Source organism: Bradyrhizobium sp. JYMT SZCCT0180 (assembly GCF_018130165.1).
In the GTDB taxonomy this organism is placed as follows: Bacteria; Pseudomonadota; Alphaproteobacteria; order Rhizobiales; family Xanthobacteraceae; genus Bradyrhizobium.
This window is the reverse complement of sequence record NZ_JAFCLZ010000038.1, coordinates 16,704-40,942: the sequence shown is the minus strand read 5'-3', so window position 1 is coordinate 40,942 and position 24,239 is coordinate 16,704. Positions and strand designations below refer to the sequence as shown.

The 24,239-nt window shown below is 62.7% G+C and carries 29 protein-coding genes; 8 read left to right on the top strand and 21 right to left on the bottom strand.

All coding sequences use genetic code 11. From position 1 onward, the window contains the following. Positions 1-11: 11 nt before the first annotated feature. From JQ641_RS36215 to soxC, 10 genes are all read right to left on the bottom strand, one after another. Positions 12-1,052, bottom strand: a complete 1,041-nt coding sequence (locus tag JQ641_RS36215; RefSeq protein ID WP_212001838.1) for an MBL fold metallo-hydrolase — start codon at positions 1,050-1,052, stop codon at positions 12-14. A 122-nt stretch (positions 1,053-1,174) separates the two neighbouring features. Beyond that, a complete protein-coding gene (locus JQ641_RS36210) occupies positions 1,175-1,606 on the bottom strand; it encodes a DsrE family protein (RefSeq protein ID WP_249151138.1) in 432 nt (143 codons plus the stop codon). Between the two features lie 26 nt (positions 1,607-1,632). Beyond that, a complete protein-coding gene (soxB, locus tag JQ641_RS36205; RefSeq protein WP_212001828.1) occupies positions 1,633-3,375 on the bottom strand; it encodes a thiosulfohydrolase SoxB in 1,743 nt (580 codons plus the stop codon). 88 nt (positions 3,376-3,463) lie between these two features. Next, a complete protein-coding gene (locus tag JQ641_RS36200; protein ID WP_212001826.1) occupies positions 3,464-3,769 on the bottom strand; it encodes a hypothetical protein in 306 nt (101 codons plus the stop codon). Beyond that, positions 3,766-4,629: a sulfur oxidation c-type cytochrome SoxA gene (gene soxA, locus JQ641_RS36195; RefSeq protein WP_212001823.1), complete on the bottom strand. Its 864-nt coding sequence runs from the start codon at positions 4,627-4,629 to the stop codon at positions 3,766-3,768. Before soxA ends, JQ641_RS36200 begins: the two co-directional genes overlap by 4 nt. Beyond that, positions 4,626-4,937, bottom strand: a complete 312-nt coding sequence (gene soxZ, locus JQ641_RS36190; RefSeq protein ID WP_212001821.1) for a thiosulfate oxidation carrier complex protein SoxZ — start codon at positions 4,935-4,937, stop codon at positions 4,626-4,628. Before soxZ ends, soxA begins: the two co-directional genes overlap by 4 nt. Positions 4,938-4,964: 27 nt before the next feature. Further along, positions 4,965-5,453, bottom strand: coding sequence for a thiosulfate oxidation carrier protein SoxY (gene soxY, locus JQ641_RS36185; protein WP_212001819.1), 489 nt, complete (start codon positions 5,451-5,453; stop codon positions 4,965-4,967). Positions 5,454-5,480: 27 nt separating this feature from the next. Continuing rightward, positions 5,481-5,804, bottom strand: coding sequence for a sulfur oxidation c-type cytochrome SoxX (soxX, locus tag JQ641_RS36180; RefSeq protein WP_212001879.1), 324 nt, complete (start codon positions 5,802-5,804; stop codon positions 5,481-5,483). Between the two features lie 91 nt (positions 5,805-5,895). Continuing rightward, positions 5,896-6,534, bottom strand: coding sequence for a c-type cytochrome (locus tag JQ641_RS36175; RefSeq protein WP_502755032.1), 639 nt, complete (start codon positions 6,532-6,534; stop codon positions 5,896-5,898). A gap of 25 nt (positions 6,535-6,559) precedes the next feature. Beyond that, positions 6,560-7,840, bottom strand: coding sequence for a sulfite dehydrogenase (gene soxC, locus JQ641_RS36170; RefSeq protein ID WP_502755031.1), 1,281 nt, complete (start codon positions 7,838-7,840; stop codon positions 6,560-6,562). A gap of 177 nt (positions 7,841-8,017) precedes the next feature. Between soxC and JQ641_RS36165 the strand changes: the two genes are divergently transcribed. The 5 genes from JQ641_RS36165 to JQ641_RS36145 all read left to right on the top strand — a co-directional run bounded on the left by JQ641_RS36165 (position 8,018) and on the right by JQ641_RS36145 (position 12,271). Further along, complete coding sequence (locus JQ641_RS36165; RefSeq protein ID WP_212001815.1) at positions 8,018-8,383, top strand: ArsR/SmtB family transcription factor; 366 nt, start codon at positions 8,018-8,020, stop codon at positions 8,381-8,383. A 9-nt stretch (positions 8,384-8,392) separates the two neighbouring features. After that, a complete protein-coding gene (locus JQ641_RS36160) occupies positions 8,393-9,088 on the top strand; it encodes a DUF938 domain-containing protein (protein WP_212001813.1) in 696 nt (231 codons plus the stop codon). A gap of 112 nt (positions 9,089-9,200) precedes the next feature. Continuing rightward, entirely contained in the window at positions 9,201-10,445 is a 1,245-nt protein-coding gene (locus tag JQ641_RS36155) for an MFS transporter (protein ID WP_212001811.1), read from the top strand. 25 nt (positions 10,446-10,470) lie between these two features. Continuing rightward, entirely contained in the window at positions 10,471-10,830 is a 360-nt protein-coding gene (locus JQ641_RS36150; protein WP_212001809.1) for a nuclear transport factor 2 family protein, read from the top strand. Between the two features lie 202 nt (positions 10,831-11,032). Continuing rightward, positions 11,033-12,271, top strand: a complete 1,239-nt coding sequence (locus JQ641_RS36145; RefSeq protein ID WP_212001800.1) for an MFS transporter — start codon at positions 11,033-11,035, stop codon at positions 12,269-12,271. Between the two features lie 92 nt (positions 12,272-12,363). Here JQ641_RS36145 and JQ641_RS36140 read toward each other — a convergent pair whose 3' ends face one another. Then, positions 12,364-12,858, bottom strand: coding sequence for a VOC family protein (locus tag JQ641_RS36140; RefSeq protein WP_212001799.1), 495 nt, complete (start codon positions 12,856-12,858; stop codon positions 12,364-12,366). Positions 12,859-12,951: 93 nt separating this feature from the next. Next, a complete protein-coding gene (locus JQ641_RS36135; RefSeq protein WP_212001792.1) occupies positions 12,952-13,497 on the bottom strand; it encodes a carboxymuconolactone decarboxylase family protein in 546 nt (181 codons plus the stop codon). 159 nt (positions 13,498-13,656) lie between these two features. Here JQ641_RS36135 and JQ641_RS36130 point away from each other — a divergent pair, with 159 nt between their 5' ends. Both JQ641_RS36130 and JQ641_RS36125 read left to right on the top strand, forming a co-directional pair. Further along, entirely contained in the window at positions 13,657-14,841 is a 1,185-nt protein-coding gene (locus JQ641_RS36130) for an acyl-CoA dehydrogenase family protein (protein ID WP_212001790.1), read from the top strand. Positions 14,842-14,999: 158 nt separating this feature from the next. Further along, a complete protein-coding gene (locus tag JQ641_RS36125) occupies positions 15,000-16,139 on the top strand; it encodes an acyl-CoA dehydrogenase family protein (RefSeq protein WP_212001788.1) in 1,140 nt (379 codons plus the stop codon). A gap of 302 nt (positions 16,140-16,441) precedes the next feature. On the opposite strand, the gene JQ641_RS36120 is transcribed toward JQ641_RS36125, so the two are convergent. The 8 genes from JQ641_RS36120 to JQ641_RS36085 all read right to left on the bottom strand — a co-directional run bounded on the left by JQ641_RS36120 (position 16,442) and on the right by JQ641_RS36085 (position 23,137). After that, positions 16,442-17,482 (bottom strand): amino acid ABC transporter substrate-binding protein, encoded by a 1,041-nt coding sequence (locus tag JQ641_RS36120; protein WP_212001781.1) that lies wholly within the window; start codon positions 17,480-17,482, stop codon positions 16,442-16,444. Positions 17,483-17,539: 57 nt separating this feature from the next. Further along, on the bottom strand, positions 17,540-18,139 hold the full coding sequence (locus JQ641_RS36115; RefSeq protein WP_212001779.1) for a L,D-transpeptidase: 600 nt from the start codon (positions 18,137-18,139) through the stop codon (positions 17,540-17,542). 261 nt (positions 18,140-18,400) lie between these two features. Next, positions 18,401-18,502: a DUF2474 domain-containing protein gene (locus JQ641_RS36110; protein ID WP_192735727.1), complete on the bottom strand. Its 102-nt coding sequence runs from the start codon at positions 18,500-18,502 to the stop codon at positions 18,401-18,403. Positions 18,503-18,591: 89 nt separating this feature from the next. Further along, on the bottom strand, positions 18,592-19,599 hold the full coding sequence (gene cydB / locus JQ641_RS36105; RefSeq protein WP_210337217.1) for a cytochrome d ubiquinol oxidase subunit II: 1,008 nt from the start codon (positions 19,597-19,599) through the stop codon (positions 18,592-18,594). Continuing rightward, on the bottom strand, positions 19,596-21,005 hold the full coding sequence (locus tag JQ641_RS36100; protein WP_212001778.1) for a cytochrome ubiquinol oxidase subunit I: 1,410 nt from the start codon (positions 21,003-21,005) through the stop codon (positions 19,596-19,598). Before JQ641_RS36100 ends, cydB begins: the two co-directional genes overlap by 4 nt. 86 nt (positions 21,006-21,091) lie before the next feature. Further along, positions 21,092-21,916 (bottom strand): hypothetical protein, encoded by an 825-nt coding sequence (locus tag JQ641_RS36095; protein ID WP_212001776.1) that lies wholly within the window; start codon positions 21,914-21,916, stop codon positions 21,092-21,094. A 231-nt stretch (positions 21,917-22,147) separates the two neighbouring features. Further along, entirely contained in the window at positions 22,148-22,627 is a 480-nt protein-coding gene (locus tag JQ641_RS36090; RefSeq protein ID WP_212001774.1) for a cupredoxin domain-containing protein, read from the bottom strand. A gap of 318 nt (positions 22,628-22,945) precedes the next feature. Beyond that, complete coding sequence (locus JQ641_RS36085) at positions 22,946-23,137, bottom strand: hypothetical protein (RefSeq protein ID WP_212001772.1); 192 nt, start codon at positions 23,135-23,137, stop codon at positions 22,946-22,948. Here JQ641_RS36085 and JQ641_RS36080 point away from each other — a divergent pair. Then, positions 23,136-23,300 (top strand): hypothetical protein, encoded by a 165-nt coding sequence (locus JQ641_RS36080; RefSeq protein WP_212001770.1) that lies wholly within the window; start codon positions 23,136-23,138, stop codon positions 23,298-23,300. The genes JQ641_RS36085 and JQ641_RS36080 overlap by 2 nt on opposite strands. Positions 23,301-23,312: 12 nt before the next feature. On the opposite strand, the gene JQ641_RS36075 is transcribed toward JQ641_RS36080, so the two are convergent. After that, the gene (locus JQ641_RS36075; protein WP_192735524.1) at positions 23,313-23,924 is read right to left on the bottom strand and encodes a sigma-70 family RNA polymerase sigma factor; all 612 of its coding nucleotides are present in this window, start codon (positions 23,922-23,924) and stop codon (positions 23,313-23,315) included. Positions 23,925-24,239 lie beyond the last annotated feature (315 nt).

Genomic DNA, 24,239 nt, shown 5'->3' with positions numbered 1-24,239 from the left:
TCCGTGAGCAGTCACCCCATCACCACCGGGCCGCCGGCTTTCTTCCAGGCGTCGATGCCGCCTTCGATATGGGCGGTGTTGGCAAGGCCGGCGTTCTTGGCAGCGGTGACGGCCATCGCGGAGCGTTCGCCGAAGGCGCAGAAGAACACCACGCGGCGTCCCGTCGCGGCGGCGACTTCGCGCAGCATGCCGCCCGGCCGCAGACTTTCGGCGATGCCGGGGTAGGGCGCATGCAGCGCGCCCGACAGCGTGCCGTGCTTGGCGCGCTCGCTGGCTTCGCGCAGATCGACCAGCAGGATGTCCGGCTTGCCGATACTGTCGATCGCAGCGCGCGCCGTGAGCGCGAGACCCTGCTTGGCGAGATCGTCCTGGTGCAGGCCGACATGCATGTTGGCCGGCAGCACCACGTCCATCAGTTTTGGATTCGGCAGATTGAGATTGTTCATCAGCTCGACATACTCGTCGATGCCGCGGACCTGCAGGCGCGGATTGTAGCGCTTCTCCTCGCCGATGGTCGAGACCGTGTCGCCCTTGTAGTCATGGGCGGGGAATACCATGGTCTCGTCAGGCAGCTTCAGCAGCCGGTTGAAGATCGAGTCATACTGCGCGCGCGCGCTGCCGTTCTGGAAGTCGGTGCGGCCGGTGCCGCGGATCAAGAGGGTGTCGCCGGTGAAGACGCGGTCGCCCATTAGATAGCTGTAGGAATCATCGGTGTGGCCGGGCGTGTACATGACATCCAGGCTCAAACCCTCGATCATCACCTTGTCGCCGTCGGAGACGCGCATCGACACCACGTCGGCCTTGCTCTGTTCGCCCATGATGGTGATGCATTGGGTGCGATCGCGCAGTTCGCCGAGGCCGGTGACGTGGTCGGCGTGCAAATGGGTGTCGACCGCCTTGACCAGCCGCAGATCGAGTTCGCGCAGCAACTGGCAATAGCGGTCGGCCTTTTCCAGAACGGGATCGAGGATCAGCGCCTCGCCGCCGGCGCGGCTGGCCAGCAAATAGCTGTAGGTGCCCGAAACGCTGTCGAAGAGCTGACGAAAGATCATGATCGCTGCCGCGTTCGCTATGGGAGTCTCGCGGAGGATATTATTCTATTTGGGCTGCGTTCTCAAACGGCTTTCGTCTCTACGGGCGGCTTTTTCGAGGTAGTCTTGCTGATCCAAGGCGATCACGGCCTGACCAGCGTGTATCCATTCTCGGTCAGGAACAGAATCTGCGCGACGCCGACCTGCACCGGCGTCGCAGCCGCGATGAATTCCGGCCGCTTGCCGCTCTCGCGTTCGAGCGTGTCGACGGTGTTGAGGCAGATATCGAACCGCGCGCCCTGGGCAACGAGACTCTCGACCATCTTGCGGTTGGGATTTTCCGGGCGGAGCAGTTCGATGCCCGGGCCGAACGCAACGATTTCGATCGCGACCTTGTCGGGGTCGTAGTGCTTCATCAGGTTGCTGGCGACGCTGAGCACGAGACCCTGCTTGCGCGAGTCATTGTCGGAAAGCTGCAGCACGATCTTGTGCTCGGCAAACGGCTTGTCCTGAAGCGGCGCTTGTTGGGCTCGCACGGCCGGCGCGGTCGCTGCGATCAACAGCGTCGCGATCATTGTACGAAGGATGATGGAAAGGCCTGTCATACGTGTTTCGAAATGCCCGGATTGCCTTCGACGCCTTTCAGCGTCACGCCGGGGGCCGAGCGGTTCGGCGGCTTTCCTGACTTCAGATGCTTCGTCACCACATCCCAGACCGGCGCGCCGGTCTGCTCGTTGACCGAGGCCCATCCCGCCACCTTGTAGGTCTTGGCGGCTTGCAGCGGGCTGCCATTATCGAGCGTCAGTTCCGATATCCGCTTGCCCACGGATTCCGCCGGCGTGCAGGCATAGGAAAGGCCACCGAGCCGGACCATGTCGCCGCCCTGCTGGTAGTAGGGATCGGTGTTGAAGAGGTTGTCGCAGACGTCTTCGAGCACGTCCTTGATCTGGGTGCCGGTCATGGTCGCAACGTAGGTTTCGGGATAGGTGACCGCGGTTTGCGCCAGCACGTCTTCCATGGTCAGCGGCTGGCCCGCCAGCGCCGTGGTGCCCCAGCGGAAACCCGGCGACAGCGCGATTTCGGTGTCGAGTTCGCTGCGCAGCGCGTCGCAGATCAACTGATCCATGCTGCCGCTGAAATTGCCGCGGCGGTAGAGCAGGCGATCGGCGGAAGCGATCTTGTCGACCCAGTCGCCCGCATGCGGCGCGCGGGTCTTGTCGATCAGCCCCTGCATCGCCGGATCCGGCTTCAGCAGTTCGGAGAACACCGGCAGCAGCCGGTAGCGCACGTTTGCGACCTTGCCCTTGCCGATGTCGAGATCGAGCACGGCGAGGAACTTGCCGTTCGAGCCGGCATTGGTCACCAGCGTGACGCCGCCCGGATTGCTCACCGCAATCGGCTGCGGCACCGCGTCGTGGGTGTGGCCACCCAGAATGACGTCGATGCCGGTGACGCGGCTCGCCAGCTTGAGATCGACATCCATGCCGTTATGCGACAGCAACACGACCGCATCGACCTTGTCGTTGTTGCGCAAGCCGTCGACCAGCTTCTGCAGCTCTTCGTCGCGGATGCCGAATTTCCAGTCCGGCGTGAAGCGCTTGGGGTGCGCGATCGGCACGTATGGAAAAGCCTGCCCGATCACGGCGACCCGGCGGCCGCCGATCTCCTTGATCGTGAATGGCTTGAACACGCGGCCCGATGCCGGATCGAACGCCTTGGCGTCGTTGAAGGCGGCTTCCTCGGTCAGGAAAACGTTCTGCGCCAGGAACTCGCCCTTGAAGCGCTCGAGGTTGCTGCGCAGCGCCTTCTCGCCATAGGTGAATTCCCAATGGCCGGTCATCGCGTCGATGCCGAGCAGGTTCGAGGCGTCGACCATGTCGGCGCCCTTCATGACGTTGGCAAGGCCGGTGCCCTGCCAGAGGTCGCCGCCATCGAGCAGCAGCGAGCGGCCGGCGCCGACGTCGCTGCGCAGGCGGTCGACCAGCGTCTTCAGGTGCGCGAAGCCGCCGAGCTTGCCGAACCGCTGCGCGCCTTTTTCGAATTCGATGCAGGTGAAGGCATAGGCATCGGCGCTGTCGGGCCGGATGCCGAAGCGGTCGAGAAAGGCTTTGCCGACCAGATGCGGCGGATTGCCCTGCATCGAGCCGACGCCGAGATTGACGCTGGGCTCGCGGAAAAACACCGGCTTGAGCTGCGCATGGGTGTCCGTGATGTGCAGGATGCGCGCATTGCCGAACCGTTCGAGGTCGTAGACGCTGTCGGCGCTGCGCGCGAGACGAGGCAGGCTGCCCGTAAGGGCTGCGCCACCAGCTAGCGTCAGAAACTCCCGGCGGCGGATTGTCATGCCAAGTCTCCGCGCGGCGCAAAAACACGCCTCTTACTTGAGCATGATCTTGTCGGAAAACCGGCACCCACTTTTCCGGATCATGCTCTCAGCGAATTTCCAAATCTCTCCAGCGTTCCTTTTCGCTGGTGGCCTGGAAGATCGAAGCTTTCGCCAGCGCTTCCGCTTCTTTTGCGGATGCGGTGGCCTTGTCGAAATCGCCGCCGTCGGCGAACTTCTTGGCCGCCGCCAGCGTTGACGCCGTCGTGGTCCATTGGTTGCGCAAGGAAGCCGCCTGCTTGTTGGCGGCTTCCGCCGCGGCGACGGCGGCCTTGTAGTCGTCCTCGCCTGCGGCCAGCGCCGATGTCGCACCTAGCAGCAACGCGGCGATCGATGTGAGTGTCGTGATCCTCATGGCCGCGCTCCCGGACCTGATATCGGCAATCCGTTGCTGACATAGGACAGGTAGTATTCGACGTTGCGGTATTCATCGTCCTGCGGCGTCAGCGGCACGCCGCGGATCTGGCTGTTGCAGGTGGTGAAGCGCCGGCTGGTGGTGCCCATGCCGTTCCATTCGGAGCGATAGATCGGCATCGCGTTGACAATGCCGAGCGCCGGCGCCAGCACTTCGGTGCGGACCCTCTCGCCAGGGCTCTGCACATGGCAGGTGGCGCAGGAGAAATTGAGCTGGCCGCGCCGCGTGTAGAAATATTCCTTGCCGTTTTCATAAGCCGCCAGCGCGCGCGGGTCGTTCGGAACCTTGATGTTGAACGGCTTGCCGCGCGAGGTGAAGGCCATGTAGGCGGTCAGCGCCGCCATCTCGTCGCGTACATAGGAGAACGCCGGCTCGCCATTGGCTTCGCGGCAACGGTTCAGCGCCAGCTCCAGCGTGATGACCTTGCCTTCTTTCTCGTCGAAGGTGGGATAGTCTTGGCGGATGCCGATGCCTTGATTCGGGAAGCAGTCGCCATAGGTCTTGCCGTTCTTGAACGGCTTGGAAAACATCTCCTTGCCCAATTCGAGCGAGAACTCGTAGGGCGGAAACTGTTCCTTGTCCTGCCATTGCTTGTACAGGTCCGCGTCCATCGAATAGGGTCCGTTGACGAAATCCTCCGGCTTCAGCTTGGGGAATTTGTCGTAGAAAAATTTCTTGAACGCCTTCTCGTCGGCGACCGGATCGACCTTGTCGGCGGAGACCGCGGGCGGCGCGGCGAACGCCAGCACGGCCAGCGCGAACGCCGCCGCAGTGAACTGTGTCGCGGATCGCAGCTTCATTGAATCTTCGCCGTGGTGGTGTCGGTGGCGCCCTTGTTGTCGACCCAGCTCACTTTCAGCTCGTCGCCCTTCTTGCCGCCCTTGAAGGCGAACTTGACGTAGGGGTCCTTGGAGACGCCGCCGCCCCAATCGGCAACGAATACCGGCTTGCCGTTATACTCGAAGGTCAATTGCTGGATGAAATGCGGCGGAATGAGCTCGCCCTTGGAATCCTTGATGAAGCCGGAATCCATCGGGTGCTGGATCAGCGCCTGCACTTCGGTGGTCTCGCCTGACGAGGTGGCGCGCACGCGAATGGTCGATGCCATTGTTTCGATCCTTCGATTATCTGTGTCTTAACCGCCGCAGCCGCCGACGGTGACTTTGACTTCCTTGGTGGCGCTGTAGAGCTTGCCGCCGGCTTCGACGACGACGATCACGTTGCTGGTCTTCGCCATCTTGATGCGGTTGGCAACGTTCGGCATCGTGCCGGCCGGAATCTTGTAGGAGGCCACCAGCGCGACCGGGTTTTCAGCCACCAGGAACGAGATCGAGGTCACGTCGGCCAGTGTCGTCGAAACCGATACCGGAACCACGGCGCCGTTTTCGGCGATCTCGGGCGCGTCCATCTTCACCTTGTCGGAAGCCTCTGCCGTCTTGCCGTAGAGAGACTTGATCGCGTCGGCTTCGGTCTTCTGCTTGAACGCCTCTTCCGGATATTTGTCGTTGGCGGCCGCGAACGCCGGTGCAAACGGAAGATTGCCGAGGCCGACCAGCGCCACCGCGCCCGCGCCTTGCAGGATCAGGCGCCGCGTGGCGGAAAATCCATTGTCAGTACGTGTCATCCGAAAGTTCTCCTGAAAGGCGCGTCGTCACAATGTTTGCAGGAAATCCACGACCGCGCTGATTTCCTTGTCGGTCAAAATCCGGTTTCGTCCGAACGGCGGCATCACCGTCAACGGATTGCGCTTGGTTTCGTCGTAGATGATGGCGACGAGCTCGTCGCGGTTGGGGTATTTGCTTTTGATGTCGACCAGTTCCGGCCCGAGCGTGCCGGGATACTGGCCGCCCTTGATCGCGTGGCAGGTCAGGCAATTGCCCTTGCTGCGGTCGAACGCCAGTTTCTGGCCTTCCGCCGCCGCGGACTGGGCAGCAGCGGGACTCGCGGCCGCGCCGATCGACAGCGCCAGCACCATCCCCGCGATCAGGCCAAGCTTGTTTAGAGGTGTGTTGCTCAAGGACGTTTCCCGTAATTCCTGTTCGCCAATTCTGCTTTGCTTATCAATTCTACTTTGCCAGCATGGTGTCGAGTGGCCCCGTCGTGCGCGGCGTCAGGTTCTTGCCTTCCGCCGTGGACACGATTTTGACGCTGGCGGGGTCAACGCATGCGTTCATGCACGGTTTCGCTGCCGTATCGGGCCTCGGATCGGTCCAGAGGAAATTGTCGCGATTGGGCATTTTGACTTTCGGCAAGCTTTCCCGGTCGGCGACGAATTCACTGGGCACGATGTCGTTCAGGTTCAGAATATAGGCGGTCAAAGCATAAACGTCATCGGCTGACAATGTGTGCGGTGCGGCCATCGGCATGGCGCGGTTAATGTAGTCCCACAGGGTCGGCGCAAACGGCCAGTAGCTGCCGACCGTCAGCTCCGGCCGGTCGTGCCGGAGCGACCCGGCGCCGCCGACCAGCTTGGGAAACCGGCCCTCGCCTTCGCCGAAAGTTCCATGGCAGGCCGCGCATTGCTCGGCATAGACCTCCGAACCCCTGATCACGCCGCCGCGGCCCTCGGGTAGGCCCACGCCATCCTCGCCGCGCGCATCGATATCCCAGCCGGCAATCTGCTCAGGCGTCGCCCGCTGGCCATAGCCGTAATATCCGGGTCCGGGCTCGGCGGCGTAAGCGAAAGTGCCGGCCGCGATGACCATGCCGGCGCAAAGCAGCGCGCGGTGCTTAACCGAGCTGGACATCGAACACGCTCCCGTCCGCCTTCACCTGCCAGGTCTGGATCGAATTGTTGTGGTAGACCGAATTGGTGCCGCGCTGCTTGCGCAGCTGCGCGATGGTCGGCTGCACATAGCCGGTCTCGTCGATCACGCGGGATTCCAGCAGCGCCGGCGCGCCGTCCCAGCGCCATGGTATCGTGAATTTCGTCAGCGCCTTCGACAGCACCGGCTCATGCAGCCGCGCGCTCTGCCAATTGACGCCGCCGTCGGTCGAGACGTCGACGCGCTTGACCTTGCCGTTGCCGGTCCACGCCAATCCCCTGATTTCATAGAGACCGGGGCCATGAAGCGGCTTTTCGGGGCAGGGGAAGGTGATGACGGACTTGGCGTCGATCAGCCAGGTGAAGCCGCGCGAGGTGCCGTCCGGCATCAGGTCGGTATATTTCGAGGTCTCTTCGCGCGAATGCCAGGGTTTGTCGCCGAGCTTGATCCGGCGCAGCCATTTGATGCTGACATTGCCTTCCCAGCCCGGCACCACCAGCCGCAGCGGGTAACCCTGTTCGGGCCGCAGCGCCTCGCCGTTCTGCGCGTAGACCACGAGGCAATCGTCGAGGCATTTGTCGAGCGGCAGGCTGCGGTTCATGTGCGCGCCGTCGGCGCCCTCGACCATGACCCACCTGGCTTCCTTCTTGATGCCGACCTCTTCCAAGAGGGTCGAGAGCCGCACCCCGGTCCATTCCGCGCAGGAGATCATGCCGTGATTGAACTGCAGCGAGTTCAACTGCGCGGCGCGCCACTCCATGCCGCCGTTGGCCGGGCATTCGATGAAATGGATGCGCGTCACGGACGGAAAACGGATGATGTCTTTCATCGAGAGCAACAGCGGCCGCTCGACCAGGCCATGAATCATGAGCTTGTGCTGCTCCGGATCGACGTCCGGCCGGCCGGCGTGATAGCGCTCGAAAAACAGGCCGTTCGGCGTGATGATGCCGTGCAGATCCTGCAGCGGCGAAAAGCTGATCGAGGATTCGGTGCCTGCGGTGAGCCAAGGCACGTTGCGCCTGATCACGCCGGCCTCGGTATCGGCGGGCCGGCCATAGGGCCGGTCGACCACGCCGGGACCGATCGATTGCGACCATGGCGCGTCCGCGGGCGGGGATGCCGGCGAGGGCTCTGCATTTCCCTGTTTTGGACCGAGAGCAAGGCTGCCGGTCAGCGCCGCGCCAAGGCCGAGCAGGGAACGCCGGCCGAGCCGCGTGTGGGCGCCCGTGCTCGACAGTAGAGATATGCTGCGCCAGAGATCAGGCCGCACGTTTCATTCCCCTTGCCGCCACGTGGCCGCATCATTTGTTGCTTTTTCGCGGGTTTATCGGCATTCACTAATTTAGTCAATGCTAAATAACCATGGGCGCGATAAACTGATACACCGCGCCAGTCGGCGCTGATTTCGATCCGGATGCAGGCGATGAGAGCAGAAGCGGTAACAGCCAACAAGGTATCTTCAGGAAACGGCGCCGAGGACGAGGCGTCCCTGAAGAAGCTGGCGAAACAGGCCGGCGAGGCCGCGCAACTGCTTAAATTGCTCGGTCACGAGAAGCGGTTGCTGGTTCTCTGCTTTCTCGCGGTGCGCGGCGAGATGACTGTCGGTGAACTCGTCGGCGTCGCCAAGCTCAGCCAGTCGGCGCTGTCGCAGCATCTGGCAAAATTGCGCGCCGATGGTTTGGTCGAATTCCGGCGCGCCTCGCAGACGCTGCATTACCGCGTGGTCGACCAGCGCGCCCTGCGCGTCCTGCAGCTCTTGAAGGAAATCTATTGCGGAGACTTGAAGTGAGATTTTGCGGTGGCTGAGTTTGTGGTGGAGTTTGGCAAGGATGGCCGTCCGATCGAGGCCGACGGCCGGCTGGACGCGGCCGCATTCCATCGCAACCATGCACCGATCTGGGAGGTGCTGCAGAAATTCCTCGCCGGCAAATCCGGCGACGTGCTGGAGGCCGGCAGCGGCACCGGCCAGCATGTGGTGCATTTCGCCCGCCACGCGCCCGACGTCACCTGGTGGCCGAGTGACTACAACGACGCGCATCTGAGCAGCATCGCGGCATGGCGCGCGCATGCCGGCCTGCCGAACATCCGTCCCGAAATGCGGATTGATCTCAGCGATCCCGCATGGTGTTCTCAGATGCAAGACGGCAGCGGGCCTTCCGACTTGCTGGCGGTGTTCTGCGCCAACGTGATTCACATCGCGCCCTGGCGCGTCGCGGAAGGATTGTTCGCCGGCGCGTCGCGTTACTTACACCGCGACGGTCGGCTGTTTCTCTATGGCCCGTTCAAACGCGACGGCAAGCACACCGCGCTCAGCAACGCCGTCTTCGACACCAGCCTTCGCGACCGCGACCCCGAATGGGGCGTGCGCGACATTGCCGATGTCAGCCGATTGGCTGAAGGCGTTGGGCTCGCATTGATCGAAACCGTGCCGATGCCGGCGAATAATTTCATTCTGGTATTCGAGCGATCGATAAAGGGTGAGCCCAGCGCATAGCGCGCGCCCGTTTGCGCCGGTTGATCGCACGTCTGCACGTCTTCATAGTGCCGCAAATCAAACAAGCCAATGAATTGCAGCTCCCGCCGGGGCCTGCCGGGCGGGAATGTCGATGCTGGATACCACTGCCACCGCAGAGATCGCCAATGACGCGCGGGCGCGCGCCAATGTGCTGCGTCTCGCCGCGGCGCAGGCGCTAACCGGCGCCAACTCCGCGGTGATCTTCGCGACCGGTTCGATCGTCGGCGCGACGCTGGCGCCTGACATCTCGCTCGCGACCGTGCCGCTCTCGATGTATGTGCTGGGCCTCGCCGCCGGCACGCTGCCGACCGGTATGATTTCGCGCGCCTATGGTCGCCGCGTCGCCTTCATCATCGGCACCGGCTGCGGCGTGCTCACCGGTTTGATCGGCGCGCTCGCGATCCTGCAGGGCGCGTTCTGGCTGTTCTGCTGCGCGACGTTCTTCGGCGGGCTCTACGGCGCGGTGTCGCAATCCTATCGCTTTGCCGCCGCCGACGGCGCCAGCGCCGCGTTCCGCCCCAAGGCGATGTCGTGGGTGATGGCGGGCGGCGTGTTCGCCGGCGTGCTCGGTCCGCAGCTCGTGCAATGGACCATGGATATCTGGCCGCCTTATCTGTTCGCCTTCAGCTTTCTGATGCAGGCTTTCGTCGCTTTGGTCGCGATGGCGGTTCTGTCCGGCGTCGATGCGCCAAAACCTGCGGCGGCGGACATGCATGGCGGCCGGCCGCTGTTCGAGATCGCGCGGCAGCCGCGATTCATTGCTGCGGCACTGTGCGGCGTGATTGCCTATCCCATGATGAATCTGGTGATGACGTCAGCGCCGCTCGCGATGAAGATGTGCGGGCTGACCGTCAGCGATTCCAATTTTGGAATCCAGTGGCATATCGTGGCGATGTATGGCCCGAGCTTCTTCACGGGCTCGCTGATCGCACGCTTCGGCGCGCCTCGCATTGTCGCGTTCGGCCTGTCGCTGGAGGCCGCCGCCGCATTGATCGGCCTTTCCGGCATCACCGCGATGCATTTCTGGGCCTGCCTGATCGTGCTCGGCGTCGGCTGGAACTTTGCATTTATCGGTGCGTCCGCGCTGGTGCTGGAGACGCACCGGCCACAGGAGCGCAACAAGGTGCAGGCCTTCAACGATTTCCTGGTGTTCGGGATGATGGCGATCGGCTCGTTCTCGTCGGGCCAGTTGCTGGCGCATTACGGCTGGTCGATGGTCAACATGGTGGTGTTCCCGCCGGTGCTGCTCGGACTCGCGGTGCTGTCGCTCGCATCATTCGCGCGGCGGCGGGCGAAGCTGCGGGAAGTTGACGAACTCGCCGGCCCCCCTATCTGATAGCAGTCACCTTCTGGAGGCCCCCATGCCCTCGCGCGCGCGTCTTGACGAATTCATCGCCGTCGTCGTTTCCGGCGACCATGCCGGCGCCATCGAGCGTTATTACACCGAAGACGCCACCATGCAGGAGAACTCAGCGCCGCCGCGCGTCGGCCGCGACGTGCTGGTGGGGCAGGAGCGCGCGACGCTGGAGCGGGTGTCCAGCGTCGTCACGACCTGCGTTTCCTCGGTCCTCGAAGGCGACCGTGTCGCGATCCACTGGATCTTCGATTTCACCTATCCATCCGGCAAGACGATGCGGATCGATGAGGTCGCGATGCAGGAATGGCGTGGCGACAGGATCTTTCGCGAGCGGTTCTTCTATGAGCCGCCGAAGAAAGCCTGATGACAGCTGCTGACATTTCGGCCAGCGCCGAATTATTGCTCTTGTGATTCTGCTATTTGTTGTTGTCATGGCCGGGCAGAAGCGCGAAGCGCGTCTTCGCGCTAGATGATCTGGCCATCCACGCCCTTCGTGGCCGCTAGCAAGAAAGACGTGGATGCCCGGCACGAGGCCGGGCATGACGGTGCAAGAACAAAGAACAAGAATGTTAAAAGGCCCCATTCACACCACACCCGACGAATCCTCGCTCCGCTACGACGGCTGGCGGATTGTGCTCGTCTGTTTCCTGCTCGCGACCTTCGGCTGGGGGCTCGGCTTTTACGGCCAGAGCGTCTATGTCGCCGAGCTGCAGCGGCTGCACGGCTGGCCGGCATCGCTGATCTCGCTGGGCACGACGTTCTTCTATCTGTCCGGCGCGGCGCTGGTTGCCTTCGTCAGCGAGGCGATCAGGGCGTTCGGTCCCCGCAACTGCATGATCGCCGGTATCGGCACGATGGCGATTGCCGCGGTTACGATCGGCCAGGCGCGCGAACCCTGGCAGCTTTACCTCGCCAACGCGTTTCTCGCCTTCGGCTGGGCCGGAACCAGCCTCGGCATGATCACCAACACGCTGGGCCTCTGGTTCGACAAAAAGCGCGGCATGGCGATCAGCCTGGCGCTGAACGGCGCCAGTTTTGGCGGGATCGCCGGCGTGCCGCTGCTGGTACTGGCGATCGGCTATTTCGGTTTCCCGGGCGCGATGATTGCCGCGGCGGTGGTGATGGTCGCGCTGATGGTGCCGGTCATCCTGATTTACGTCGGACGGCCGCCGGGCCATGCGAGCGCAAACGGAGGCGCGGTCAGCGCCGCGGATGCGCCGTCGCCGATCCAGATTCGCGCGCGGGCGTTTCGCAATATCGGATTTCTGACGGTATCATCGGCCTTCGCGCTGGTGCTGTTCGCGCAGGTCGGCTTCATCGTCCATCTGATCGCGTTCCTGGATTCGGTGATCGGGCGCGAGCGCGCGGCCATCGCGGTCGCGCTGTTGACCGCCATGGCGGTGGTCGGCCGCGTGCTGTTTTCGTTCGTGATCGATCAGATGAACCAGCGGCTGGCGTCCGCGCTCTCGTTCGTCAGCCAGGCCGTGGCGCTGGCGGTCGTCATCAACGTGCACAATGACTACGCGCTGATGGCTGCCTGCGCGCTGTTCGGATTTTCGGTCGGCAACCTGATCACGCTGCCGGCGCTGATCGTGCAGCGCGAATTCGATCCGCGTTCGTTCGGCGTGCTGGTGAGCCTGATCACCGCGATCAACCAGATCACTTATGCATTTGGCCCCGGCGTGGTCGGCCTGCTGCGCGACATGTCGGGAAGCTATTCGCTGCCGTTCTACGGCTGTATTGGCCTCGAGTTGATTGCGGCGGTGCTGATCATGATTCGTGGACGGGGCAAGACCTCATCCTGAGGAGCGGCCACTTGGCCGCGTCTCGAAGGATGCAGGCCCGTCTCTGGCCTCATGGTTCGAGACGCGCGAAGACGCGCTCCTCGCCATGAGGATCAAGCCTCCCGTTGCCGCAGCAAATCCTCGAGGTCCAGCCGCTTCGTGAACATCGACAGCGAGCCGTCGGCGGCGCGCGGCCATTCTTCCTTGGGCCGGTCCCGGTAAAGTTCGACGCCGTTCTCATCAGGGTCGCGCAAATACAGCGCCTCGCTGACGCCGTGGTCGCTGGCGCCGTCGAGCGCAATGCCGGCCTGCATCACGCGGTGAAGTGCGTCGGCCAGCGCCGGGCGCGTGGGGTAGAGGATCGCGGTGTGGAACAGTCCGGTGGTGCCCGGCGGCGGCGGAAGGCCGCCTTTGCTTTCCCAGGTGTTGAGGCCGATGTGATGATGATAGCCGCCGGCCGAAATGAACGCCGCGGCCGTGCCCATCCGCTGCATGATCTCAAAACCGAGCACGCCGCAGTAAAACCCCAGCGCGCGTTCGAGATCGGCGACCTTGAGATGGACATGCCCGATCCGTGTGCCTGATATGATGGGCGGGTTGTCGGGCATGTCGATGTCTCCATTTTGCCTTGCCGAGATTTCAAAGTAGGGAGAATTCGGGAGAGGGGTACCGGCAATTCGGAAACCATGCGTTTCCAAATCTCATGCCAAGTCTGAAACTTCCCCATCCGGCAGGCCGAACTCGAACGTGTTCAGCGTCATCGAAACCATCGTGTAATAGCCGCACAGCCCGATGACTTCTGTCACGCCGCGCATCGTTAGCACTTCCACCGCCGCGTCATAGAGCGGCTTGGAGACGCCGTGGCCCTCATGCAGTGACTTGGCGACGTCGTAGATCATCTGGCCCTTGGGATCGTCGAAAGTGGGCGTGCGGCGGTCGCGGATGTCGTCGATGATTTTCGGGTCCATGCCGCCCTTCAGCGCCAGGCGCTTATGCGCGTACCATTCGTAATGCGAGGTCCAGTGCCGCGCGGTGACGAGGATCGCGATCTCGGAAAGTTTCGCGGGAAAGATCGTGTTGAAACGAAGCTGCTCGCCGAGCCGCGTGGCGTGCTTGGCCATCTGCGGGCTGTTGAGCCAGGCCATCATCGGCGCCGGCGCCGCGCCGCGCTTGCCGGCAATCGACTCGTCGTAGGTTTCTTTTTGCTCGGGGCTCATTTCGCCAGGCGAAAGCAACTTCAGCCGCATGTCGGTTTCCTCTTGTTTTTCAATCGTTGCCACCTCTGCGATACACCCGATCCCGGCGCGTGACTATGGCGCTCAGCGCATGGTGCGGCGCAGAGAGATGTTGAATTCCGCGATGCGGCGACTAAGGTCTTTTCAACTTGCCCAATATGGAAACGCACCATGTCCGATCCTGATCAATTCCGCCGTGAAACCCGCGCCTGGCTCGAGGCCAATTGCCCGCCGGAAATGCGCAAGCCCATGACCTCGGAGGGCGACACCTACTGGGGCGGCCGCAACGCCAAATTCTCTTCCGAGCCGCAGCGCGTCTGGTTCGAACGGATGCGCGACAAGGGCTGGACCGTGCCCGACTGGCCAAAGGAATATGGCGGCGGAGGGCTCGATCGCGCCGAGCACAAGGTGCTGCGCGAGGAAATGGCGGCGATGGGCGCGCGTTCGCCGCTGTCGAGTTTTGGTATCTGGATGCTCGGGCCGGCGCTGTTGAAGTACGGCAACGAAGCGCAGAAGAAGGAGCATCTGCCGAAGATTGCCGCGGGCCTGATCCGCTGGTGCCAGGGTTACTCCGAGCCGAACGCCGGATCGGACCTCGCTTCGCTGCAGACCCGCGCCGAGAGCGACGGCGATGATTTCGTCATCACTGGCCAGAAGATCTGGACGTCATATGCCAACTACGCCGACTGGATCTTTTGTCTGGTGCGCACGGATGGCGCCGCGAAGAAACATGACGGCATCAGTTTCATTCTGTTCGACATGACGTCGAAGGGCGTCACCACAAAACCGATCCTCTTGATCTCGGGTTACTCGCCGTTCTGCGAAACCTTCTTCGATGGTGTCCGGGTGCCGAAATCGCATGTGGTCGGCACCGTCAACCGCGGCTGGGATGTGGCGAAATATCTGCTGCAGCACGAGCGCGCGATGATCTCGGGCATGGGCGAGCGCGGCGTCGGCCGGCCGCTCGGCCAGGTCGCGGCGGATTCTATCGGCAGCGACGAGCAGGGCCGGCTGGAGGATGCGATGCTGCGCGGCCAGATCTCGACCTTCGAGATCGACGAGGCGGCGCTGTCGGCGGCGGCGGAGCGCGCGGTCGACCTCGCCAAAGCCGGGCAGTCGCATCCGGCGTTTTCCTCGGCGATGAAATATTACGGCACCGAGCTCAACAAGCGCCGCCACGAAATCCTGATGTCGGCCGGCGGCGTCGACGCGCTGGAATGGGAAAGCGAGCGCTCCAAAGGCGGCGCCCGCCCGCGCGCCTGGCTGCGCACCAAGGCCAATTCGATCGAAGGCGGCACGTCAGAGGTGATGCTCGGCATCGTCGCCAAGCGGATCCTCGATCTGCCGGGGGCGTAGCCTCCCACACTAACCGTCATTCCGGGCGCGCGAAGCGCGAGCCCGGAATCCACAACCACGATCGGGAGTATGGATTCCGGGCCTGCGCCAAGAGGCGCATCCCGGAATGACGAAAGCAAAAACGAATTCGTTGAAACATCCAGACCGGAATCTCCTCCATGGCACTCGTCCTCACCGAAGAACAATCCATGCTGCGCGACAGCGCGCGCGGCCTTATCAGCGACAAGGCGCCGGTGTTGCATCTGCGAAGCTTGCGCGACAGCAAAGATGCCACGGGATTTTCCCGCGAGCTCTGGAAGGCGTTTGCCGAGATGGGCTTTTCGGGCCTGCTGGTGCCTGAGAATTTCGGCGGCAGCGGGTTAGGTGCCGTCGAGGCCGGCGTGGTGATGGAGGAAATCGGCCGCACCTTGATGCCGTCGCCGTTCCTGTCGACCGCGGTGCTGGCGGCCTCCGCTCTGACACGCGGCGGTAGCGACGCGCAGAAGGCCGCGCATCTGCCCAAAATTTCGGACGGCTCGCTGCTCGCGGCGCTCGCGATCGACGAGGGCGCCAAGCATCGCCCGCTGCAGACCAAATTGCAGGCCGTGCGCTCCGGCAACGGCTTCAAGCTGAGCGGCGCAAAAGCTTTCGTGGTCGACGGCCACACCGCCGATCTCCTGATCGTCGCGGCGCGCACCGGTGGCTCCGCCGGCGAGCGCAACGGGCTGACGCTGTTCCTGGTCGATCCCAAGTCCAAGGGTCTTGCCGTGGAGCGCACTGCGATGGTCGATTCGCACAATGCCGCGCGCATCGAATTCGATAATGTCGAGGTCAACGCCGATCATGTGCTCGGCGAGGTCGATCAGGGTGGGGCACTGCTCGAAGGCGTGCTCAATGTCGGCCGCGGCGCGGTCGCATCCGAAATGGTGGGCCTCAGCGAGGAAGTGTTCGGTCGCACCGTGACCTATCTGAAAGAGCGCAAACAATTTGGAAAACTGATCGGCGAATTCCAGGCGCTGCAGCACCGCGCCGCCGAGCTCTATATCGATATCGAGATCACCCGCGCCGCCGTGCTGAAGGCGTTGCAGACGCTGGATGACGATTTTACCAACGCCGGTGCCGCGGTCGCCGTTGCAAAGGCGCGCGCCGGGACCACCGCGACGCGGGCGGTGCAAGAAGGCGTGCAGATGCATGGCGGCATGGGCATGACCGACCAGTTCGACATCGGCTTCTTCATGAAGCGCGCCCGGGTCTGCCAGGAATTGTTCGGCGACAGCAACTACCACGCCGATCAGCTGGCGCGGATGAAGAGTTATTGAACTCTATCCCCTCATGGTGAGGAGGCGCGCAGCGCCGTCTCGAACCATGAGGCCACAGACGGGCCTGCATCCTTCGAGACGCGGCCAAGAGGCCGCTCCTCCAGCGACAACGGCGAAGCCGTTGCGCGGGGATGAGGGGAGGCACTGAATGCGCGACAAAATCGGTGTCATCGCCCGGCTTGACCGGGCGACCCAGTACGCCGCGCCATCGTGATTGATCCGAAATGTCCCGGCGTACTGGATCACCCGCTTTCGCGGGTGATGACAGCTGTTGTGTGGCTACGTTTGCCGGCTTGCAGCCGTCACCGGATCGGTGGCGCGTACTGGATGCCGCCGTTGCTCCAGAGCGAGTTCAGGCCGCGCGGGATCTTCAGCTTGGATTCGGCGCCGACATTGCGGTCGTAGATCTCGCCGTAATTGCCGACGTGGCGGATGATGCGGGCGGCCCAGTCCTTGGTGAGGCCGAGGTCCTCGCCATAGGCGCCTTCGGTGCCGACCAGCCGCATCACGTCGGGCTTTTTCGACTTCAGCGCGTCGTCGATGTTTTTCGAGGTGATGCCGAGCTCCTCGGCGTTGATCATCGCATACAGCGTCCACTTCACGATCATCATCCAGTCGTCGTCGCGCTGCCGCACCACGGGCGCCAGCGGCTCCTTCGAGATGACGTCGGGCAGGATGGTGTGATCGTCCGGCTTACTGAGGTTGAGGCGCAGCGCGTAGAGCTGGGAGACGTCGGCGGTCAGGGTGTCGCACTTGCCCTCATTATAGGCTTTGACGACGTCATCCAGCTTGGCGAATTTCATCTCCGTGTATTTCATGTTGTTGGCGCGGAAATAATCCGCGACGTTGAGCACGGTGGTGGTGCCGTCCTGCACGCAGATCTTGCTGTTGTTGAGGTCCAGCCCGGAATCGATCTTGCGCGAGGCCGGCAGCATGAAGCCTTCACCGTCATAATAGGCGACGGCCGGGAAATAGAGCGCGTTGTTGACCTCGCGCGACATGCTCCAGGTGGAGTTGCGCGAGAGAATGTCGACCTTGCGGCTCGACAGTTCCTTGAACCGCTCGCTGGCGTCGAGCGGAATGAACTTCGCCTTCTTGGGATCGTCGAAGATCGCCGCCGCCACCGCGCGGCAGAAATCGACGTCGAAGCCGGTCCAGTCGCCCTTGTCGTCGGGGATCGAGAAGCCGGGCAGGCCCTTGTTGACGCCGCACAGCAGTTCGCCGCGCTTGAGCGTCCGCTTCAGGGTCTTGGTGTCATAGCGTTCATATGTGATTGCGCCAGCCGCGACCGCGATTGCGACCGCCAGCCCAATGAGGAGGCCGCCTCGAAATGTACGTAGCATTTTTTAACTCACCAATTTCAGGGAAATGGATCTGCGGAAGAGACGGTGCTGTCGCAATTACAGTTCGGGCTTCTGCCGGATGATCACCTTGGTGCCGACCGGGACGCGCTCATAGAGATCGGCGACGTCGGCGTTGACGAGCCGGAAGCAGCCGGAGGAGACGGCGGTGCCGATGGTGTCGGGCCGGTTGGTGCCGTGAATGCGGTAGACGGTGGTGCCGAGATACATCGCCCGCGCACCGAGCGGGTTACCCGGGCCGCCGGCCATGAAGCGCGGCAGATAGGGCTGGCGTTGAATCATTTCCGGCGGCGGCGTCCAATCCGGCCATTCCTTCTTTTGCGTGATGTTGACGAGTCCCTGCCACGTGAAACCCTCGCGGCCGACGCCGATGCCGTAGCGCAGCGCGCGGCCGCCGCCCTGGATCAGATAGAGATGGCGTTCGGCCGTGACCACGATGATGGTGCCCGGCGCTTCGTTGGTGCGGTAGAGCACCGCCGTCTTCCTGAACTGCGGATCGAGCTGGACGGATTCGTCGGCGACCAGCCCCGGCTGGTCACCCACATCGGGTTGCCGCAGCTGCGCGTTGCTCTGCGAGGCTGAAAGGATCAGACCGCTCGTTGCGATCATCATCCAGATCAGGTGCCGAAACTTCGTCATTGCGGAGCTCTCCTTGTTGGCGCGTTGGCCAATTGGTAGGCGTTCTAAAGCATGATCCGGAAAAGTGTGAAGCGGTTTTCCGAAAAGATCATGCGCAAACAAAGAACCAAAGCGCGATGACCAGCGCGCTTTGGCCAAATCAGCGGAACCATCAAATCTCAGGGCCAGCTTGATGGCAAGTTTAGGGCAGCAGGGCCGGTATCTTGCTGGAATAGCTTCTATTTTTGTTCATCCCGATCGCGGCTGATTGTGACAGACGGCTCATTTCGGCGCGATCCAGAGTCGCAGGCCGTAGGAGATCAGCGTCACCGTGCCAACGCCGCCGAGCCAGAGCGCGGCAAACCACAGCAGGCGCTGCGTCAGCGGCCGCGGTGTCGGCTCGCTGGATTCCTGATTGGACGCGTTTTCTTGACGCGAACCGGGGTCCACTTCGCTGGAAAACGCTTTGGTCATCAGTGATAGCCGCTTCCGGCTTTGACCTTGCCGCGGAACACCCAATAGGCCCACGCGGTATAGCCGAGGATCAGCGGGATCAGTATGGCGACGCCGACCAGCATGAAGAGCTGGCTGTTTGCGGGCGAGGCCGCCTGCCAGATCGTGATGCTCTGCGGCACGATATAGGGATACATGCTGATGCCGAGCCCGGCATAGGACAGCGCGAACAGCGCCAGTGTCAGGAAGAACGGCTGGTAGTCATATTTGTTGGCGAGGCTGCGCAGCAACATCACGGTGACGGCCGCCACCGCCACCGGAACCGGCGCGGTCAGGATGATGTTGGGCCAGGCAAACCAGCGATGGGTGTACTGCACATGCAGGAACGGCGTTGCAATGCTGACGATGCCGATGGCGCACAGCATCGCGACCAGCAGCAGCCAGCTTAGCTGATAGGCGCGGTCGCGCAATTCGCCTTCGGTCTTCATGACCAGCCAGGTCGAGCCGAGCAGTGCATAGCCGATCACGAGCGCGACGCCGGTGAGGATGCTGAACGGCGTCAGCCAATCCCACCAGCCGCCGGCATAATGCCGTCCCGAGACATGGATGCCCTGCAGGATGGCGCCGAGCGCGATGCCCTGCGCCAGCGTCGCCAGCAGCGAGCCGCCGGCAAACGCAATGTCCCAGCGGTTGCGTTCGCGCGTGGTGCGCCAGCGGAACTCAAAGGCGACGCCGCGGAATACCAGCCCGAGCAGCATCACGATCATCGGCGTGTAAAGCGCCGGCATCAGCACGGCATAGGCCAGCGGGAACGCCGCCATCAGGCCGCCGCCGCCGAGCACCAGCCATGTCTCGTTGCCGTCCCAGACCGGGGCGACGCTGTTCATGATGACGTCGCGGTCTTCCTTCTTCGGGAATAGCGGAAACAGGATGCCGAGGCCGAGATCGAAGCCGTCCATCACGACATAGACGAACACGGCGAAGGCGATGATGAAAGCCCAGATGGTTGGAAGGTCGATGGGGATCATCGCGCGGCTCCCTCGGCGACAGCACCGGCGGCCGGCGTGATGCCGGCGGCACGCGCCGGGACGTCGCTGCGCGGACCTTCCTCGCCGTGATGCGGCGGCTGCGCCATCAGGCGCAGCAGGTAGATCACGCCGGCGGTGAACACCACGAAATAAACGATGATGAAGGCGATCAGCGACGAGGCGACCGCGGGCGCCGCCAGCGGTGATGCCGAGTCGACCGTCCGCAACAGGCCATACACCGTGAACGGCTGACGCCCGGTCTCGGTGGTGATCCAGCCTGCCAGCACGGCGATGAAACCCGACGGGGCCATCGCGACCGCAAACATGTGCAGCAGGCGTGAGTTGTACAGCGTACCGCGGAAGCGCATCAGCAGGCTGAGCAGGCCGAGCCCCACCATCAGCAATCCCATGCCGACCATGATCCGGAACGACCAGAAGGTGATCGGCACCGGCGGCCAGTTTTCGCGCGGCACGGTGTCGAGGCCGGCCATCGGCGCGTCGAGGGAATGTTTGAGAATCAATGAGCCCAGTTTGGGGACTTCGATCGCGTAGTCCATTCTGCCGGCGGCCTGATTGGGCCAGCCGAACAGAATTAGCGGCGCGCCGTCCTTGTGGCTTTGGAAATGGCCTTCCATCGCCATGATCTTCACCGGCTGATGCTCAAGCGTGTTGAGCCCGTGCTGGTCGCCGGCGAGGATCTGGAGCGGGGCGACGATCGTCGCCATCCACATCGCCATCGAGAACATCACGCGTGGGCCGGCCAGATGCGGGTCGCGCAGCAGATGCCAGGCGCCGACCGCGCCGACCACCAACGCGGTGGTCAGGTACGCCGCCAGCACCATGTGCACGAGCCGGTAGGGGAATGACGGATTGAAGATCACCTTGAACCAGTCGACGGCGATGAACTGGCCTTCGGCATTGAGGGCGTGACCTGTGGGCGTCTGCATCCAGGAATTGGCTGACAGAATCCAGAATGCCGAAATCAGCGTGCCGACCGCGACCATCAGCGTCGCGAAAAAATGCAGTTTTGGGCCGACGCGATCGAGCCCGAACAGCATCACGCCGAGGAAGCCCGCCTCGAGGAAGAACGCGGTCAGCACCTCATAGGCCATCAATGGGCCGATCACGGGGCCAGTTTTGTCCGAGAAGGCCGACCAGTTGGTGCCGAACTGGTAGGACATCACGATGCCCGACACCACGCCCATGCCGAAGGCGACGGCGAAAATTTTCAGCCAATAATTGAACAGGTTGATGAAAACTTCGCGCCCGGTCCACAGCCACAGCGCTTCAAGCACCGCAAGATAACTGGCGAGCCCGATCGAGAAGGCGGGAAATACGATGTGGAACGACATCGTGAAGGCAAACTGCGCCCGGGCCAATACGACCGCATCCCAGCCTTCGAACATCGGCACCACCTATCGCAGCTAAGCTGGCGTCAATCCTATCATGCCGGATGCGATAACAGTACCGCGCCTTTTGCAGCAGAGGCCCGCTATCCAGCCGGTGTTCCGGCATCCGGAGGAGCCGGGGCATCCGGAGGAGCATTGAGGCGCCGAATGATTTCTGCGCGCACGGCGCGTGCCGCATTTTGGTCGTGCTTTGTCGGGCTGCAGAAGGTCTGGCCCGTGTGCAGCCGAATGCTGATGGTGCAGGTCCGGTCCTTGGAATCGGGCTCGTCGACCTCGATTGCTGCGACGTCACCTGCTCGGACCGTCTCGGCGGATGGTTTGCCGCTTAACGCAATCCGCTCGACACGGATCTCACCTTGCCGAATGATCCAGCACGCGCCGGCTAATCGATTCGCGTAGCGGTAGAGTGCAAAGGCCGCGAGAAAGCCGAGCGGCAAGAGCAATCCGAGCGCCATTTCCCACTCGCCGATCCAGAATGCGATGAGGAATGGCAGAGCGCACAGGCCGGCCACAACCGGCACGGCGATTCGAATCACGCGGCCGAGATCGGGGTTGACCGGCGAGCCAAGGATGATCTCGGCGTTGCCGGCCTCGAGCGGGTTGTCGATGGGCGCGGCATCGGGAAGACCGAGCAATCCCGTAACAATTGCGGTGGTTTCGTTGACGCGCGTGATGTCCGGCAGCGGTGGCGAGATCACGACACCCCCTGCGGCCAGCCTGCACACCAGGCTGAAACTCGCGGGGTAGCTGAACCTGTTCTTGCGGACGCGAACCTCTGCGATGTCGTGATGGCGGATCATTCGCTTGTGCACCTGGCCAAGCGGACGCTGCTCGCCGATCAGGATGCCGTCTTGCGTGATGATCCAGGCCACATTGCATTCAAGAACGGCAACGCCGATCAGGAACAATCCGAGCGGCACGACCCAGAGTGCAGGAATGAATGGTCGGCCGCCCGAGGCCCAGGTAAGCAGGCCCGGGACAATAATCAGAAGAATTGCAGCGCCGGAGCCCGCCTGGACAAATCGTTCCCTGAGCGAGGATCCCTTGCGCAGCCGAACTTCATCCGGGTTTGCCGCAGCATCCATTGTCAGCGGCAAACATCATGAGCGGCTCGATCGCGTCAAGCAAGAAGTGCAACATTACTCGATCACGATCTCGCCGGTCATGCCGAGATCGGCGTGGGCCTTGCCGTCAGCAGCCTTGATGTCGCAGCGCAGGTCGGTGGCGCGGCCGGCGGCGACCGGTACCAGCCACCATTCGGCGGAGTGGCCCGGATAGACTTCGATCTCGCGCATCGCGCCCTTGAACTCGGCGAGCGTCACGGTCTTGCCGTCGCGCTGTTGCGTGACCTGTACCTTGCGCGTCCATACCATCGCTGAGAAAGCGTGCGAGGTGAAGTAATGCGGATCGTTGCTGTCGTTGCGCAGGATCAGTTTGTAGAGCTTGCCAGTCTCCAACTTCAGTTGCTTCGGCGCGAATTCATGCTTGCCCGGCGAGCCCAATGCGACGGTGACCTCGATCGGCGTCTGCCGCGACAAATCGCCGGCCGCGATCGCCGCGCCCGAGACGAGGCCGAACAAAACAGATGCGCCGATGGCGGCGCGATACGAGACGAACATGGTGGCCTCCCCCTGCGTTCCGGACAATTGCCGGCACCTGATTTGATGCTAATGCAAGTGCAAATTAGTTGCAAATAAATCGGGAGAGGTGCCCAGGTCCGGACGAAGAGGGGGCCGCTTTACTTTGCATGGGGTTGTTTTCGAGATTTTTGTCCAGGCCCCCATCCTGGACATTGGAGCCTCGGGCCAACTGGCTCCTGGCGCGACGCACTGGCCCGCCCCCCCAAATACAGAGCGACCCGGGCGGGGGGCATCCCGGCCGGGTCGTTGGAGGTTCTTGGGAGGTTAAAGCTTGGTCGGCTCGTCAGAAACTTTGGTTTAGCGAACGACGTCCGGGATCACACAGACCTCGGCGGCGCTCACGGTGCTGCAATCGACCACTTGTTCGCGCACGACCGTCGAGCCGGCATCGCGCTGGGCGCGGGGCGAGACGTTCTGGGCGGATAGCGAGGCCAGGGTGCAGACTGCGCCGAGCGGGATAATGAAAAAGCGGAAGGACGGCTTCAGCATGTTCGCTCTCCTGTTCGGCGTTGGTGTTGCGTTGTTGATGATGGGTATAGGGGCAGAGTTTTTCCGGGTGATGTCGCCAATTGTTTCATTTGTTTCGTCGCCTTTAATCTTTGGCTTCGAAATCGACCCGGTTTCCGCTCCCAATGCCTATCTAACCGACTGAAGAATCAACGATTTATGCTGCGATGCTGTCCACGCCGGCGACCTTAAGCAAGTCGGCCAATTGTTTGCGGGCATAGAACATCCGGGTCTTCACCGTGCTCTGGGGAATACCGATGATCGCGCCTGCCTCTTCCACCGACTTCTCGTGGTAATAAACCAGATTGATGATCTCGCGGTGCGCCGGCGACAGCTTGGCGACACAGGCGCGCAGGATGGCGCTGGTGTTGCTGCGGTCGAGCGAGGCTTCCGGGGTGTCGGCCTCGTCGGCGATCTCCAGCACGTCGTCCTGATCGATATCCTCATGCTTGCGCTGGCGCAGCGCGGTCAGCGCCTTGAAGCGGGCAATCGACAGCAACCAGGTCGAAACCTGGGAACGGCCCTCGAACTGGCTGGCGGTGCGCCACACGTCCAGAAACACCTGGCTGACGAGGTCTTCCGCCATCGTGGTGTCGCGCACCATGCGCAGGATGAAGCGGTAAACCCGTACGTGATGCCGGGAGTAAAGTACGTGCATCGCCGTGCGGTCGCCTTTGGCAATGCTCTCCAGCAGCGATTCGTCCGATGTCGCGCGGGCATCGGCAATGTGCTTGCGGGCTGCAGCGTTGATGGCAATCACGTTCGGCATGACAAACTCCCAGTTCGCCGCTTGGCGGCGTGTCGTTGGGAGATTTCTAGTTAATCAACGTTTCGGGATGTCTGCACGGAAGGGGGAAAATGGTTTCGTGCCGGGGAGAATTGTTTCGTCGCAGCGGCCGCGACGAAACATTCGGGGCGAAAATAGCAATAATTTCAACGTGCGGAAAATTGGAGGATTTCAGATCGAAAATGGTTCCGCGGGGGCGACGCGACGTCTTTCTTCTTACCTCGCCCCGCTTGCGGGGAGAGGTCGGCGCGTAGCGCCGGGTGAGGGGGTACAGGTCCCAGGTCCCTCGACAGTCTT

Coding starts and splice junctions, on each gene's coding strand:
- JQ641_RS36125 (WP_212001788.1), top strand. CDS start 15,000: ATGGCACTCGTCCTCACCGAAGAACAATCCATGCTGCGCGACAGCGCG.
- soxB (WP_212001828.1), bottom strand. CDS start 3,375: ATGACAATCCGCCGCCGGGAGTTTCTGACGCTAGCTGGTGGCGCAGCC.
- soxY (WP_212001819.1), bottom strand. CDS start 5,453: ATGACACGTACTGACAATGGATTTTCCGCCACGCGGCGCCTGATCCTG.
- JQ641_RS36200 (WP_212001826.1), bottom strand. CDS start 3,769: ATGAGGATCACGACACTCACATCGATCGCCGCGTTGCTGCTAGGTGCG.
- JQ641_RS36145 (WP_212001800.1), top strand. CDS start 11,033: ATGTTAAAAGGCCCCATTCACACCACACCCGACGAATCCTCGCTCCGC.
- JQ641_RS36090 (WP_212001774.1), bottom strand. CDS start 22,627: ATGTTCGTCTCGTATCGCGCCGCCATCGGCGCATCTGTTTTGTTCGGC.
- JQ641_RS36135 (WP_212001792.1), bottom strand. CDS start 13,497: ATGCGGCTGAAGTTGCTTTCGCCTGGCGAAATGAGCCCCGAGCAAAAA.
- soxA (WP_212001823.1), bottom strand. CDS start 4,629: ATGAAGCTGCGATCCGCGACACAGTTCACTGCGGCGGCGTTCGCGCTG.
- JQ641_RS36120 (WP_212001781.1), bottom strand. CDS start 17,482: ATGCTACGTACATTTCGAGGCGGCCTCCTCATTGGGCTGGCGGTCGCA.
- JQ641_RS36085 (WP_212001772.1), bottom strand. CDS start 23,137: ATGCTGAAGCCGTCCTTCCGCTTTTTCATTATCCCGCTCGGCGCAGTC.
- cydB (WP_210337217.1), bottom strand. CDS start 19,599: ATGATCCCCATCGACCTTCCAACCATCTGGGCTTTCATCATCGCCTTC.
- JQ641_RS36150 (WP_212001809.1), top strand. CDS start 10,471: ATGCCCTCGCGCGCGCGTCTTGACGAATTCATCGCCGTCGTCGTTTCC.
- JQ641_RS36155 (WP_212001811.1), top strand. CDS start 9,201: ATGCTGGATACCACTGCCACCGCAGAGATCGCCAATGACGCGCGGGCG.
- JQ641_RS36115 (WP_212001779.1), bottom strand. CDS start 18,139: ATGACGAAGTTTCGGCACCTGATCTGGATGATGATCGCAACGAGCGGT.
- soxZ (WP_212001821.1), bottom strand. CDS start 4,937: ATGGCATCGACCATTCGCGTGCGCGCCACCTCGTCAGGCGAGACCACC.
- JQ641_RS36075 (WP_192735524.1), bottom strand. CDS start 23,924: ATGCCGAACGTGATTGCCATCAACGCTGCAGCCCGCAAGCACATTGCC.
- soxX (WP_212001879.1), bottom strand. CDS start 5,804: ATGGTGCTGGCGCTGTCGATCGGCGCGGCCGCGAGTCCCGCTGCTGCC.
- JQ641_RS36210 (WP_249151138.1), bottom strand. CDS start 1,606: ATGATCGCGACGCTGTTGATCGCAGCGACCGCGCCGGCCGTGCGAGCC.
- JQ641_RS36130 (WP_212001790.1), top strand. CDS start 13,657: ATGTCCGATCCTGATCAATTCCGCCGTGAAACCCGCGCCTGGCTCGAG.
- JQ641_RS36140 (WP_212001799.1), bottom strand. CDS start 12,858: ATGCCCGACAACCCGCCCATCATATCAGGCACACGGATCGGGCATGTC.
- JQ641_RS36165 (WP_212001815.1), top strand. CDS start 8,018: ATGAGAGCAGAAGCGGTAACAGCCAACAAGGTATCTTCAGGAAACGGC.
- JQ641_RS36175 (WP_502755032.1), bottom strand. CDS start 6,534: ATGGTCATCGCGGCCGGCACTTTCGCTTACGCCGCCGAGCCCGGACCC.
- JQ641_RS36100 (WP_212001778.1), bottom strand. CDS start 21,005: ATGTTCGAAGGCTGGGATGCGGTCGTATTGGCCCGGGCGCAGTTTGCC.
- JQ641_RS36080 (WP_212001770.1), top strand. CDS start 23,136: ATGTTCGCTCTCCTGTTCGGCGTTGGTGTTGCGTTGTTGATGATGGGT.
- JQ641_RS36215 (WP_212001838.1), bottom strand. CDS start 1,052: ATGATCTTTCGTCAGCTCTTCGACAGCGTTTCGGGCACCTACAGCTAT.